This window comes from Rhizobacter sp. P2_H3, from assembly GCF_056403355.1.
In genome coordinates this window covers 1-12,546 of record NZ_JBFUFQ010000171.1, presented here as the reverse complement: position 1 = coordinate 12,546, position 12,546 = coordinate 1, and the positions used below count along the sequence as shown (strand labels likewise).

At 70.5% G+C, this 12,546-nt stretch carries 14 protein-coding genes; 3 read left to right on the top strand and 11 right to left on the bottom strand.

The features are described from left to right. A partial coding sequence (locus AC1D1T_RS23855) for a penicillin acylase family protein (RefSeq protein ID WP_477992596.1) occupies positions 1-2,099 on the top strand: 2,099 nt, incomplete at its 5' end. Here the strand turns inward: AC1D1T_RS23855 and AC1D1T_RS23850 are convergent. The 3 genes from AC1D1T_RS23850 to lexA are packed head-to-tail and all read right to left on the bottom strand — an operon-like array spanning position 2,100 to position 3,334. Further along, positions 2,100-2,330 carry an isochorismatase family protein gene (locus tag AC1D1T_RS23850; protein ID WP_477992597.1) on the bottom strand — a complete coding sequence of 77 codons (231 nt, stop codon included), beginning with the start codon at positions 2,328-2,330 and terminating at the stop codon, positions 2,100-2,102. It lies immediately after the preceding gene. 18 nt (positions 2,331-2,348) lie between these two features. Continuing rightward, positions 2,349-2,660, bottom strand: a complete 312-nt coding sequence (locus AC1D1T_RS23845; protein WP_477828163.1) for a helix-hairpin-helix domain-containing protein — start codon at positions 2,658-2,660, stop codon at positions 2,349-2,351. Continuing rightward, complete coding sequence (gene lexA, locus AC1D1T_RS23840; RefSeq protein WP_047513310.1) at positions 2,660-3,334, bottom strand: transcriptional repressor LexA; 675 nt, start codon at positions 3,332-3,334, stop codon at positions 2,660-2,662. The genes AC1D1T_RS23845 and lexA overlap by 1 nt, the downstream gene beginning before the upstream one ends. Positions 3,335-3,414: 80 nt before the next feature. On the opposite strand from lexA, the gene AC1D1T_RS23835 reads away from it, so the two are divergent. Continuing rightward, positions 3,415-4,359, top strand: coding sequence for an asparaginase (locus AC1D1T_RS23835; protein WP_477828997.1), 945 nt, complete (start codon positions 3,415-3,417; stop codon positions 4,357-4,359). Positions 4,360-4,404: 45 nt separating this feature from the next. Here AC1D1T_RS23835 and AC1D1T_RS23830 read toward each other — a convergent pair whose 3' ends face one another. The 5 genes from AC1D1T_RS23830 to AC1D1T_RS23810 form a co-directional block, all read right to left on the bottom strand. Then, positions 4,405-4,830, bottom strand: coding sequence for an organic hydroperoxide resistance protein (locus AC1D1T_RS23830; protein WP_477992595.1), 426 nt, complete (start codon positions 4,828-4,830; stop codon positions 4,405-4,407). A gap of 47 nt (positions 4,831-4,877) precedes the next feature. Next, complete coding sequence (locus AC1D1T_RS23825; RefSeq protein ID WP_477992594.1) at positions 4,878-5,396, bottom strand: MarR family winged helix-turn-helix transcriptional regulator; 519 nt, start codon at positions 5,394-5,396, stop codon at positions 4,878-4,880. A 103-nt stretch (positions 5,397-5,499) separates the two neighbouring features. Further along, positions 5,500-5,823, bottom strand: a complete 324-nt coding sequence (locus AC1D1T_RS23820; RefSeq protein ID WP_465111676.1) for a hypothetical protein — start codon at positions 5,821-5,823, stop codon at positions 5,500-5,502. Positions 5,824-5,832: 9 nt separating this feature from the next. Continuing rightward, positions 5,833-6,189, bottom strand: a complete 357-nt coding sequence (locus AC1D1T_RS23815) for a hypothetical protein (RefSeq protein ID WP_465111677.1) — start codon at positions 6,187-6,189, stop codon at positions 5,833-5,835. A 79-nt stretch (positions 6,190-6,268) separates the two neighbouring features. After that, positions 6,269-8,209: an ABC-F family ATP-binding cassette domain-containing protein gene (locus AC1D1T_RS23810; RefSeq protein WP_477992593.1), complete on the bottom strand. Its 1,941-nt coding sequence runs from the start codon at positions 8,207-8,209 to the stop codon at positions 6,269-6,271. Positions 8,210-8,235: 26 nt separating this feature from the next. Between AC1D1T_RS23810 and AC1D1T_RS23805 the strand changes: the two genes are divergently transcribed. Then, positions 8,236-9,480, top strand: a complete 1,245-nt coding sequence (locus AC1D1T_RS23805) for a cystathionine gamma-synthase family protein (protein WP_477992592.1) — start codon at positions 8,236-8,238, stop codon at positions 9,478-9,480. Here the strand turns inward: AC1D1T_RS23805 and prmB are convergent. The 3 genes from prmB to AC1D1T_RS23790 form a co-directional block, all read right to left on the bottom strand. After that, positions 9,477-10,361, bottom strand: a complete 885-nt coding sequence (gene prmB, locus AC1D1T_RS23800; RefSeq protein ID WP_047513289.1) for a 50S ribosomal protein L3 N(5)-glutamine methyltransferase — start codon at positions 10,359-10,361, stop codon at positions 9,477-9,479. The genes AC1D1T_RS23805 and prmB overlap by 4 nt on opposite strands. Beyond that, positions 10,358-11,515: a succinyl-diaminopimelate desuccinylase gene (gene dapE, locus AC1D1T_RS23795; protein WP_477992591.1), complete on the bottom strand. Its 1,158-nt coding sequence runs from the start codon at positions 11,513-11,515 to the stop codon at positions 10,358-10,360. The genes prmB and dapE overlap by 4 nt, the downstream gene beginning before the upstream one ends. A gap of 19 nt (positions 11,516-11,534) precedes the next feature. Continuing rightward, positions 11,535-12,546, bottom strand: a 1,012-nt coding sequence (locus AC1D1T_RS23790) for a PilT/PilU family type 4a pilus ATPase (RefSeq protein WP_477992590.1), incomplete at its 5' end; no start/stop codon positions are given.

Sequence of the window (12,546 nt, the reverse complement as noted above, 5' to 3'; positions counted from 1 at the left end):
GCTTCCTGCGCGCCCTCGGCGTGCGCCGCGCCGCGCAGGCGCAGTGGGAGCGGGCCAGCCCGGCGGCGCGAGCCGCGCTCGAGGCCTACAGCGCCGGCATCAACGCCTGGCTGGCCGGTTCGCTGAAGGCGCGGCCGCCGGAGTTCGTGCTGCTCGGGCTGCAGCCGCAGCGCTGGACGCCGGTCGACAGCCTGGCCTGGGCGACGATGATGGCCTGGGACCTGGGCGGCAACTGGTCGACCGAGCTGCTGCGGATGCGGCTCGCGCTGAAGATGCCGGTCGAGCGCATCAACGAGCTGCTGCCGCCGTACCCCGGCGAGCCGCCGCTGGCGACGGCCGACTATGCGGCGCTGTTCCGCGGGCTGAAGGTGGACGGCACGCTCGGCCGCCAGGCGCTGCTGACGGCGCCTGAATCGGGCGTCGAGGGCGTCGGCTCCAACAACTGGGTGCTCGCCGGCTCGCACACCGAGAGCGGCAAGCCGCTGCTGGCCAACGACCCGCACCTGAAGCTCAGCGCGCCGTCGCTGTGGTACCTGGCGCGGCTCGATGCGCCCGGCTTCCACGTGGCCGGCGCGACGATGCCCGGCCTGCCGATCGTCGTGCTCGGCCAGAACGACCACATCGCCTGGGGCTTCACCAACACCGCGCCGGACGTGCAGGACCTCTACCTCGAACGCCTGCGCCCCGGCGACCCGACGCAGTACCAGACGCCCGATGGCTGGGCGGCGTTCGAGCGCACGACCGAGGTCATCCAGGTCAAGGGGCATCCCGACGTGACGGTGACCGTGCGCAGCAGCCGCCACGGGCCGGTGATCTCCGACGCGGGCGGCCCGACCGAGGGGCTGACCGGTGCGCCGAACGCGCCGGCCTATGCGCTGGCGATGCGCTGGACGGCCCTCGACGCCGACGCCGGGACGGCGGTCGATGCCGGCATCGGTTTCAACTCGGCGCGCTCGGTCGACGAGTTCATCGCGGCGTCGGCGGGCTACATCGCGCCGATGCAGAGCATGGTGGTGGCCGACACGCAGGGCCGCATCGCGATGGTGGCGCCCGGCCGCGTGCCGGTGCGCGGGCCCGGCCACGACCTGAAGGGGCTGGTGCCGGCACCGGGCTGGGAGGTGCGCTACGACTGGGTCGGCAGCGTGCCGGCCGGCGAGACGCCGCGCGAGATCGATCCGGCCCGCGRCTGGATCGCGACCGCGAACCAGCGCATCGTCGGCCCGGACTACCCGCATTTCCTGACCAGCGAGTGGGCGGTGCCGTACCGCCAGCAGCGCATCGAGCAGCTGTTGGCCGCGACGACCAAGCATTCGATCGCCAGCCTGCGGGCCATCCAGCGCGACCAGCTGTCGCTGGCGGCGCTGAAGCTGCTGCCGGTGCTGAAGCGCGCGGTGTCGCCCCACCCGCTGGCCGCGGCGGCGCAGCGTGAGTTGGCCTCGTTCGACGGCACGATGGCGGCCGACCGCGCGGCGCCGCTGATCCTGTCGGCCTGGGTGCGGCAGCTGACGCAGGCGGTGTTCAGCGACGAGCTCGGCGCCGCGCTGTACGAGCGGCAGCTCGGCAGCCGCAGCTTCCGCGAGGCGCTGGAAGGTGTGCTGGCGCGCCAGGACGGCTGGTGGTGCGATGACAAGGCGACGCCGGTGGTCGAGACCTGCGCGCAGCAGGTGGACGCGGCGTTCACGCGGGCGCTCGACGAGCTGCAGCAGTCGCAGGGCAGCGACGTGGCGAGCTGGCAATGGGGCCGGGCGCACCAGGCCCGGGCCGAGCACCGGCCGTTCAGCAAGGTGAAGGCGCTGGCACGCTGGTTCGAGCTGCGGGCGCCGGTGGGCGGCGACACCTACACCGTCAATGTGTCGCGTGTCGGCCTGCGGCCGGACGCGACGACCGGCGAGCTGTACCTGGCCGAGCACGGGCCGTCGCTGCGGGCGCTGTACGACCTGGGCGACCCGGCTCGCTCACGCTTCGTGCAGTCGAGCGGGCAATCGGGCATCGTGTTTTCGCCGCTGTACCGCAGCTTCGTCGAGCGCTGGGCGAAGGTGGATGACGTGCCGGTGTGGGGCACGCCGGCGGAGCACACGCTGGTGTTGTCGCCGCGCTGATCAGCGCTCCAACTGTGCGAGCTGGCCGACGATCTCCCGCGTGCTCATCAGCCGCACGCCCTGGGCGGCCAGCGCCTCGTTCTGGCGGGCGATGATCTCGTCGGCGCCCGAGGTGGCGTCGGGCCAGGTGCCGTGCGAGTCGCTCGCGAGGATCACGTCGTAGCCGAGCGCCAGCGCCGATTGCGAGGTGTGGGTGACGCAGACCTCGCTCTGCAGGCCGCACACCAGCAGCTGGTCGATGCATCGCCGTCACACCTGCCCAAACAGGGCCTTGCGCTGCGCGGTGTAGGCCCACCACGGCGCGGCGGGCGCGCCGCCCATGAAATCGGTGGCGGCCATGAAGGTGTCGAGCACGCACGGGTCGTGGCGCTGCCCGGTGATCGCGCACAGGCGCTGGTACAGCACGAAGGCATCCTTGCCGCGCAGGTCCTTCGGCTCCTGGATGCCGATCAGCCGCAGGTCGGCGGCCAGCGCGGGGCCGATGTTGGGCAGTTGCTCGAGCGCCTTGCACTCCGCGGCACTCGCCGCCTTGGGGGCCTTGATCACCACGGCGGCCTCCATCACAGCATGCTGTTGCGGATCAGGCCGACCGCCAACCCCTCGAGTTCGAAGTCGACATCGCCGAACGGCACGACGATGGGTTCGAAATCGGGGTTCTCCGGCAGCAGCTCGATGCTGGTGCGGGTGCGCTTGAAGCGCTTCACGGTGACCTCGTCGCCGAGCCGCGCGACGACGATCTGGCCGTTCTTCGCGTCCTTGGCCTTCTGCACCGCGAGCAGGTCGCCATCCATGATGCCGGCGTCGCGCATGCTCATGCCGCGCACCTTCAGCAGGAAATCGGGCCGGCGTGCGAACAGGCTGGCTTCCATCAGGTAGGTCTGGTCGATGTGCTCCTGCGCGAGGATCGGGCTGCCGGCCGCGACGCGCCCGACCAGCGGCAGTGTGAGCTGCGAGAGGCTGGGCAGCGGCAGGCTGAACTGCTTGCCGCGGCTCTGGTTCAGCGCGCGCAATGTGTCAGACTGCAGACGGATGCCGCGCGAGGTGCCGCCCACCAGCTCGATGACGCCCTTGCGGGCCAGCGCCTGCAGGTGTTCTTCGGCGGCGTTGGCCGACTTGAAGCCCAGCTCGTTCGCGATCTCGGCCCGGGTGGGCGGCGCACCGGTGCGCTCGATCGCGCTCTGCACCAGGTCGAGGATCTGCTGCTGGCGGTCGGTGAGCTTCGGGATTTCGTTCATCGCGGTGGGCCTCGGCTTGGTGAAATGGCGTGGACTGAACATCCATCCAGTGACTGTATTTTTATCCAGCTTCGTGAAAAATGCAAAGAACTGATCAGATCGTCGTCGTGCTCGGCACCGGCGGCACCATCGCCGGCACCTCGGCGGCCGCCGGCGACAACATCGGCTACACCGCGGCGCAGCTCGGCGTCGCGCAGCTCGTGAAGGCGGTACCGGCGCTGGCCGCGGTGCCGCTCGAGCCCGAGCAGGTCGCGCAGGTCGACAGCAAGGACATGAGCGCCGACGTGTGGCGCGCGCTGGTCAGGCGGCTGGCGCACCACCTGGCGCGGCCCGAGGTGGCGGGCGTGGTCGTCACGCATGGCACCGACACGCTGGAGGAGACCGCGTGGCTGCTGCAGCGCGTGCTCGCGCCGGCCAAGCCGGTGGTGCTGACGGCGGCGATGCGGCCCGCCACCTCGCTGCAGCCCGACGGGCCGCAGAACCTGCTCGATGCGGTCGCCGTTGCGCAGCACCCCGGCGCGCGCGGCGTGGTCGCGGTGCTCGGCGGCGTGGTGCATGGCGCGGCCGACGTGCGCAAGGTGCACACCTACCGCATCGAGGCCTTCGATTCGGGCGACGCCGGCCCGGTCGGCCGCATCGAGGAAGGGCGGCTGCGGCTGTTCCGTCCGTGGCCGGCGGGTGAGGCGTTGCCTGCGGCGCGGCTGGCCAGGCTGGTCGACGGCCCCGCGTGGCCGCGCGTCGACATCCTGCTCAGCCATGCGGGTGCCGATGGCGTGCTGGTCGATGCATTGATCGAGCGAGGCGCACGCGGCATCGTGGCCGCGGGCACCGGCCACGGCACGGTGCACCACGCGCTCGAAGCCGCGCTGCTGCGCGCGCAGTCGACCGGCGTGCGCGTGCTGCGCTGCAGCCGCGTGGCGGGCGGCCCGGTGTTCGCTCAGCCCGGCGATGTGTTGCCCGCCGGCGGCGAGCTGTCGCCGTACCAGGCCCGCATCGAGCTGCTGCTGCAACTGCTCGCGGAATGACAAACGGCCCGCGAAGGGCCGTTCTTCATCAGGCGCAGGCGGGGCTCAAGCGACGGTCAGCGTCACGTCGACGTTGCCGCGCGTCGCGTTCGAGTACGGGCAGATCTGGTGCGCCGTCTCGACGATCTGCTGCRCCACCGAGCGCTCGACGCCCGGCACGGTGATGGTCATCGCGACCTGGATGCCGAAGCCTTGCGGGATCGGGCCGATGCCGACGCTGGCGGCGATCGAGGTGTCGGCCGGCAGCGTGACCTTGTGCTTGCCGGCAGCCACCTTCATCGCGCCGATGAAGCAGGCCGAGTAGCCGGCGGCGAACAGCTGTTCGGGGTTGGTGCCGACGGCGCCGTTGCCGCCCAGTTCCTTCGGCGTGGTCAGGCGCAGGTCGAGCACGCCGTCCGACGACTTGGAGGTGCCTTCGCGGCCGCCGGTGGAGGTGGCGTGGGCGGTGTACAGGACTTTTTCGAGGGCCATGGTGTCTTCCTTCAGGTGGTGGGGTGGGTCAGGGGTAACAACAACGTTCACGCATGCGCCGCATCGGGCGCGTCATCGAGCAGTTGCTGGCGCAACTGCTGCAGGCGTTGGGTCAGGTCGGTCAGCTCGCCGATGCTGCAGCCGCTGGCCTGGGCCAGTTGGGCCGGCACGCCGCGCGCCTGCTGGCGCAGCGCGCGGCCCTCGGCCGTCAGGCTGACGATCACGCGGCGCTCGTCGTCGGCCGCGCGCCGGCGCTGCAGCCAGCCGGCCGCTTCCATGCGCTTGAGCAGCGGCGTCAGCGTGCCGGAATCGAGGAACAGCCGCTCGCCGAGCTCGCCGACCGTCACCCCGTCACGCTCCCACAGCACCAGGAACGCCAGGTACTGCGGGTAGGTGAGGCCGAGCGGCGCCAGCAGCGGCTTGTACAGCTTGGTCATTGCGAGCGAGGTGGAATACAGCGCGAAGCAGACCTGGTTGTCGAGCTGCAGCCAGTCGACGCCGGCCGGCAGCGCGGGGGCGCCGGCGCTGCTGCGGTCCTGTCGACGGGGGCGGTGGGTGCTTGCCATGGACGAGACTGTATTCTCAATCTGGCAATTGAATTGTGTGCAATATAAATCCCCGGCCGGCGGCAGGGGCATCGCCGTGCCGGCGCACCGGGTCGGATTGGCGCTATCGCGTCAATTGCGGGAAGGCGCGGTAGAGCGACAGCACGCCTTTCGCGGCCGCGAGCGTGCCGGCGGTGAGGCCCGACGGGGTCGGGTTCTCGCGCAGCTTCAGCGCGGCGCCGTAGACCTGGTCGAGCACCTTCGCGGCCACGCCCTGCGCTGCATCGGGCCGCGGCGTGCGCGCGCCCCTGCCGGGCACGGCGTTGCCGAGCGCGTTGGTGCCGCGGTCGCGCGCCCGGCTCGGTGCGCTCGTGCTGCCGCTGTCCTGCCGGGTGACGGTGGGCCGCGGTGCACGTTCGGCGGGCCCGTTGATTCCTTGGAGTGCCATCGCGATGCCTCAGACCTTCATGAACGTGAGGAAGTGGTCGGGCTCGCTGCTGCCGAGCACGGCGGCCGCCTTCTGCTGCTCCTCGCGCAGCAGGTAGCTCAACGGGCTCTCGACGCCGTCGGCGGGCCCGTCGATCTCCTGCGTCGTCGCCATCAGCAGCGTGATCGCGTCGGCCCGGAAGCTGTTGCGGTCGCCGCTGCGGCCCTGCATCAGCTCGTCGGTCACTTCGTCGATCAGTGCGCGAAAGCGCCCGAGCAGTGCCGGGTTCACCGTCGGCGCCGCGGCCGGCTCGGCCGCGCGGGCGGCGCCCTGGCGCTGTCCGGCACCGCCCGACAGGTCACCCGTTTGCGCTTTTTGAAGGGCCATCATGGGGACGAACGATAGGCCGTGCGCCGTTCGTCCCCGGCCACCGAACGGAAGCCGCGTGCGGTGGTGCGAAGCCGTGTCAGCCCAGCGCGTCGAGCTCGCCGGTGACCTCGAGCCAGCGGCCCTCGGCGCCCTCGAGCTCGTCCCCGAGCTGCTTGAGCCGCTTGCCCTGCTCGACGCGCTGTGCCGGGCTCAGGCCGGGCCGCGCCGAGGCTTCCTCGATGTTGGCCTTCTCCTGCGTCAGCGTCGCGATGCGCTTCTCGAGCGTCGCCAGTTCGGTGCGCAGCGGCCTGGTCTGCTCGGCGGCCTTCTGGCGTTGCTGGGCGCCGGCCTTGCGGTCGTCCTTGGCTGCCTTCGGGGCCGCGGCGGCGGCGGCCTCCGCCTTCTTGGCCTTGACCTTCGCCGAGCCCGCCTCGCGCGCGCCCTTCGCCATCTCGCGCGAGGTCTCGAGCAGCCACTTCTGGTAGTCGTCCAGGTCGCCGTCGAACGGTTTCACTGCGCCGTCGCTGACCAGCCAGAACTCGTCGCACACCTCGCGCAGCAGCGCGCGATCGTGGCTCACCAGCATCACCGTGCCCTCGAACTCGTTGAGCGCCATCGACAGCGCCTCGCGCGTCGTCAGGTCGAGGTGGTTGGTCGGTTCGTCCAGCAGCAGCAGGTTGGGGCGCTGCCACACCAGCATCGCGAGCACCAGCCGCGCCTTTTCGCCGCCGCTCAGCGAGCCGACGGCCTGCGTGACCATGTCGCCGACGAAGCGGAACGAGCCGAGGAAGTCGCGCAGCTCCTGCTCGCGCGCCTGCGGGCCCACGTCGCGCGCGAGCCGCACCATGTGCATCAGCGGGCCGTCGTCGAGCGACAGCACGTCGAGCTCCTGCTGCGCGAAGTAGCCGATCGACAAGCCCTTGCCCTCGGTGACCTCGCCGGCCACCAGCGGGATCTCCTTCGCGATGGTCTTCACCAGCGTCGACTTGCCCTGGCCGTTGGCGCCCAGGATGCCGATGCGCTGGCCCGCCAGCACCGAGCGGTTCACGTTGCTGACGATCGGCACGCCGGCGTAGCCGCACGACATCACCGAGAACGCGAGCATCGGGTTGGGCAGCGAGACCGGCTCGCGGAACTCGAACTGGAAGTCGCTGCTGGTCAGCACCGGCCCGAGCTTCTCCATGCGCGCCAGTGCCTTCACGCGGCTCTGCGCCTGCTTGGCCTTGCTGGCCTTGGCCTTGAAGCGGTCGATGAACTTCTGCAGGTGGGCCATGCGCTCCTGCTGCTTCGCGAAGTTGGCCTGCGCCTGCATCATCCGCTCGGCGCGCATCTCCTCGAACGCGGTGTAGTTGCCGGTGTAGCGCGTGAGGCGCGTCTCGTCGAGGTGCAGCGTCACCCGGGTGATCGCGTCGAGGAATTCGCGGTCGTGGCTGATCACGATCATCGTGCCCTCGTAGCGCTGCAGCCAGGCTTCCAGCCACACCAGCGCGTCCAGGTCCAGGTGGTTGGTCGGCTCGTCGAGCAGCATCAGGTCGGCCGGGCACATCAGCGCGCGCGCCAGCTGCAGCCGCATGCGCCAGCCGCCCGAGAAGCTGTTGACCGGCTCGTCGAGCTGGTCGACGCGGAAGCCCAGGCCCATCAGCAGCGCCTGCGCGCGCGGGCGGGCTTCGAAGCCGCCGGCCTCGGCGATCAGCTGGTGCGCCTCGGCCATCGCATGGCCGTCGTCGGCCGCCTCGGCCGCGGCCAGCGCGGCGTTCGCGGCGTTCAGCCGGGTGTCGCCCTCCAGCACGAAGTCGGTGGCCGGATCGTCGGTCTCCGGCATCGACTGCGCGACCTCGCCGACCAGCCAGCGCGGCGGGATGGCCACGTCGCCGGCGTCGGACTGCAGCCGGTGCGTCAGCAGCGAGAACAGCGAGGACTTGCCGGCACCGTTGCGCCCGACCAGGCCGACCTTCTCGCCGGGCTGCAGCGTGACGCTCGCGTCCTGCAGCACGACCTTGGTGCCGCGCCGCAGCGTGACGTTCTTGATGACAATCATGGGTAACTCACCAACGGGAAAAAAGCATGGAAAAGAGCGGAAACGAGGGCCTGACCACCCGGCTGCTGCACGCGGATCGCCGCGGCGGCGTCGAGCATGGTGCCACGCACAAGCCGCTGCACCCCTCGTCGGCCTTCGGTTACGAGACGGCGCGTGAACTGGTGTCGGTATTCCAGGGCGAACGCAGCGGGCACGTCTACGCGCGCCAGGGCAATCCGACCAACGTGGCGCTGGAAACCAAGCTGACGATGCTGGAAGACGGCGTCGGCAGCGTCAGCTTCGCGTCCGGCATGGCGGCGATCGCGTCGCTGATGCTCGCGCTGCTGAAGCGCGACGACCACATCGTCGCGAGCCGCTTCCTGTTCGGCAACACCGCCAGCCTGCTGAACACGCTGGAGGGCCTGGGCTGCGGGCTGACGCTGGTCGATGCGACCGACGTGGCAGACGTCGAACGGGCGATCACGCCGCGCACGCGCATGGTGTTCGTCGAGACGATCGCGAACCCCGGCACGCAGGTCGCCGACCTGGAGGCGATCGGCCGGCTGTGCGGCGAGCGCGGCCTGCTGTACGTGGTCGACAACACGATGACGACGCCCTACCTGTTCCGCCCGAAGGCCGTGGGCGCCGGGCTGGTCGTCAACTCGCTGACCAAGTCGATCGGCGGCCACGGCAACGCGCTGGGCGGCGCGGTCACCGACACCGGCGTGTTCGACTGGTCCCGCTTCGCCAACATCGCCGAGCCGTACAAGAAGGGCGACCCGCGCGGCTGGGGACTGCTGCAGGTCCGCAAGCGCGGGCTGCGCGACATCGGCGCGACGCTCGCGGCCGATGCGGCGCACCGCATCGCCACCGGTGCCGAGACGCTCGCGCTGCGCATGGACCGCGCCTGCGACAACGCGCTGCGCCTGGCCACCTGGCTCGCGGTGCAGCCGGGCGTCAAGCGCGTCAACCACCCCGGGCTCGAGACCCACCCGCAGCACGCCAACGCAAAGCGCTGGTTCAAGGCCGGCGGCACGCTGATGAGCTTCGAGCTCGACGATGCGCGCGACTGCCTGGCCTTCCTCGATGCGCTGCAGGTGGTGATCAAGTCGAGCCACCTGGGCGACAACCGCACGCTCGCGATCCCCGTCGCGCACACCATCTTCTGGGAGATGGGCGCRCAGCGGCGGCAAGCGATGGGCATCGCGGATTCGCTGATCCGCGTCTCGGTGGGGATTGAGGATCATGAAGACCTGCGCGCCGACTTCGAACGGGCGCTCGCGGCCGGTTAGCGGTTCCAGCGGGCCAGTGCCTCGCGGGTGACGAGCAAGACCTGGTCGTCGCCGGCGCTGGTGTCGAGCCACGCCACTTCGAGCTTGCGGAACGCATGCTCGAAGTGCGGGCGCTCGTTGCCGATCTCCAGCAGCAGCACCGCCTCGGGCGTCATCTTCGCCGGCGCGTCGCGCAGGATGCGGCGCACCAGGTCCATGCCGTCGTCGCCGCCGGCCAGCGCGAGGGCAGGCTCGTGGCGGTACTCCTCGGGCAGTGCCGCCATGCTGGTGCTGTTGACGTAGGGCGGGTTGCACAGGATCAGGTCGTACGGCCCGCCGACGCTTGCGAGCAGGTCCGACTGCAGCAGCGTGATGCGCTTGCCGAGCTTGTGCTTGTCGACGTTGATGCGGGCCACCGCCAGCGCGTCGTCGGAGAGGTCGGCCGCATCGACCACCACGTCGGGGTAGGCCAGCGCGGCGATCACCGCCAGGCTGCCGTTGCCGGTGCACAGGTCGAGCACCGTGTGCGTCTGGTCGGACAGCCAGGCGTCGAGCGTGCCTTCGCCCTCGCCGTCGACCAGCAGTTCGGCGATGAACGAGCGCGGCACGATGCTGCGCTCGTCGATGTAGAACGGCACGTTCTGCAGCCACGCTTCGCGGGTCAGGTAGGCGGCCGGGCGGCGCGAGCGGATGCGCTCGTCGACCAGCGCGAGCGCGGTGGCTTCTTCCTCGGCCGACAGCTCGCGCTGCGCCTGTTCTTCCAGCGCGTCGAGCGGCATGCCGAGCGCCCACAGCACCAGCCAGGCCGATTCGTCGAACGCGTTGGTGGTGCCGTGCCCAAACGAAACGCCCGCCGTCTTGAGGCGGGCGCTCTGCGCGGTGATGAGATCGATCAACTTCATAGCAACAAGCCTTCAAGCGTCCTGCGGTAGATGTTCTTCAGCGGGTCGAGGCTCGCGACCTCGACGTTCTCGTCGATCTTGTGGATGCTGGCGTTCAGCGGCCCGAACTCGACGACCTGCGGGCAGATCTTCGAGATGAAGCGGCCGTCGGAGGTGCCGCCGGTGGTCGACAGCTCGGTGCGCACGCCGGTCTCGGCGAGGATGGCGGCACCCATCGCCTCGCTCAGCGCGCCGATCGGCGTCAGGAACGGCTCGCCGCCGAGCGTCCATGCCAGGTCGTAGCGCAGGCCGTGCGCATCGAGCACGGCGTGCAGGCGCGACTTCAGCGCATCGGGCGTCGATTCGGTCGAGAAGCGGAAGTTGAAGTCGATCACCACCTGGCCGGGAATCACGTTGGTCGCGCCGGTGCCGCCGTGGATGTTCGACACCTGCCAGCTGGTGGCCGGGAAGTAGCGGTTGCCGCGGTCCCATTCGACCGTGGTCAGCGCCGCCAGCGCCGGGGCGACGCGGTGGATCGGGTTGTCGGCCAGCTGCGGGTAGGCGATGTGGCCCTGCACGCCGTGCACCGTCAGCTTGCCCGACAGCGTGCCGCGCCGGCCGTTCTTGATCATGTCGCCGAGCGTGTCGACCGAGGTCGGCTCGCCGACGATGCAGTAGTCGATGCGCTCGCCGCGTTGCTTCAGCAGCTCGCAGACCTTGACCGTGCCGTCGACCGACGGGCCTTCCTCGTCGCTGGTGATCAGCAGCGCGATGCTGCCGCAGCGCTCGCCGTGCGCCGCGACGAACTCCTCGATCGCGACCACCATCGCGGCGATCGAGGTCTTCATGTCGGCCGCGCCGCGCCCGTAGAGCTTGCCGTCGCGGTGCGTCGGCACGAACGGGTCGCTCTGCCACTGCGCGAGCGGGCCGGTGGGCACCACGTCGGTGTGGCCGGCGAACATCAGCAGCTTGCCGCCGCTTTTGCCGGATCCCTGGCCACGGCGCACCGCCCACAGGTTGGTGACGCGGAAATCGGCCGGGCCGCTCTCGATCGTCTCGCACTCGAAGCCGAGCGGCGCGAGCCGTTCGATGAGCAGCGCCTGGCAGCCGCCGTCGTCGGGGGTGACGGAGCGGCGGCTGATCAGGGCCTCGGTGAGCTGCAGGGTCGCGAACATCGGGAATCAGGAACGGAGATCAGAAGCGAGTCGAAAACCCGGTGTTGCGGTCGTCGTGCACGTCCAGCGTGATCTCGGTGAAGGTCGGCTGGTCGTCGGTCTCTTCCTTCTTCGGGACCTGGCGCGACACCGGTTCGGTGTCGTTCGCCAGGCGCCACATCAGGTTGGTCGGCGAGTCGGAGAACGCGAGGCCCTCGTCGCGCGTGATCACGCCTTCGGTGATCAGGCGGGCGAGGTCGGACTCGAAGCTCTGCGAGCCTTCGGCCATCGATTTCTCCATCGCTTCCTTGACGCCGTTGAAGTCGCCCTGCTCGATCAGCTCGGACACGAGCTTGGTGTTCAGCAGCACCTCGACGGCCGGGCGGCGCCCGCCGGCGGTCGCGCGCACCAGCCGCTGCGAGACGACCGCGCGCAGGCCGGCGGCCAGGTCGGCCAGCAGCGCGGGGCGCGATTCGGGCGAGTAGAACGACAGGATCCGGCCGAGCGCGTGGTAGCTGTTGTTCGCGTGCAGCGTCGACACCACCAGGTGGCCCGACAGCGCGTACGAGATCGCCATCGTCATCGTCTCGCGGTCGCGGATCTCGCCGATGTAGATGCAGTCGGGGGCCTGGCGCAGCGCGTTCTTCAGCGCGACCTGCAGCGATTGCGTGTCGCGGCCGACCTCGCGCTGGTTCACGACCGAGCGCTTGTTGCTGAACATGAACTCGATCGGGTCCTCGATGGTCAGGATGTGGCCGGCCATCTGCTGGTTGCGCTGTTCCAGCATCGACGCGAGCGTGGTGCTCTTGCCGGTGCCGGTGGCGCCCACCATCAGGATCAGGCCGCGCTTCTCGAGCACCAGCGTGTTCAGCACCTGCGGCAGGTTCAGGGTGCCGAGTGCCGGGATGTCGTGCGGGATGCAGCGGAACACCGCGGCGATCGAGCCGCGCTGGCGGAACGCGCTGAGCCGGAAGCTGCCGACGCCCGACAGCCCGATGCCCACGTTCAGCTCGCCGGTGTCTTCCAGGTCTTCGAGCTGGGTCGGCGTGAGC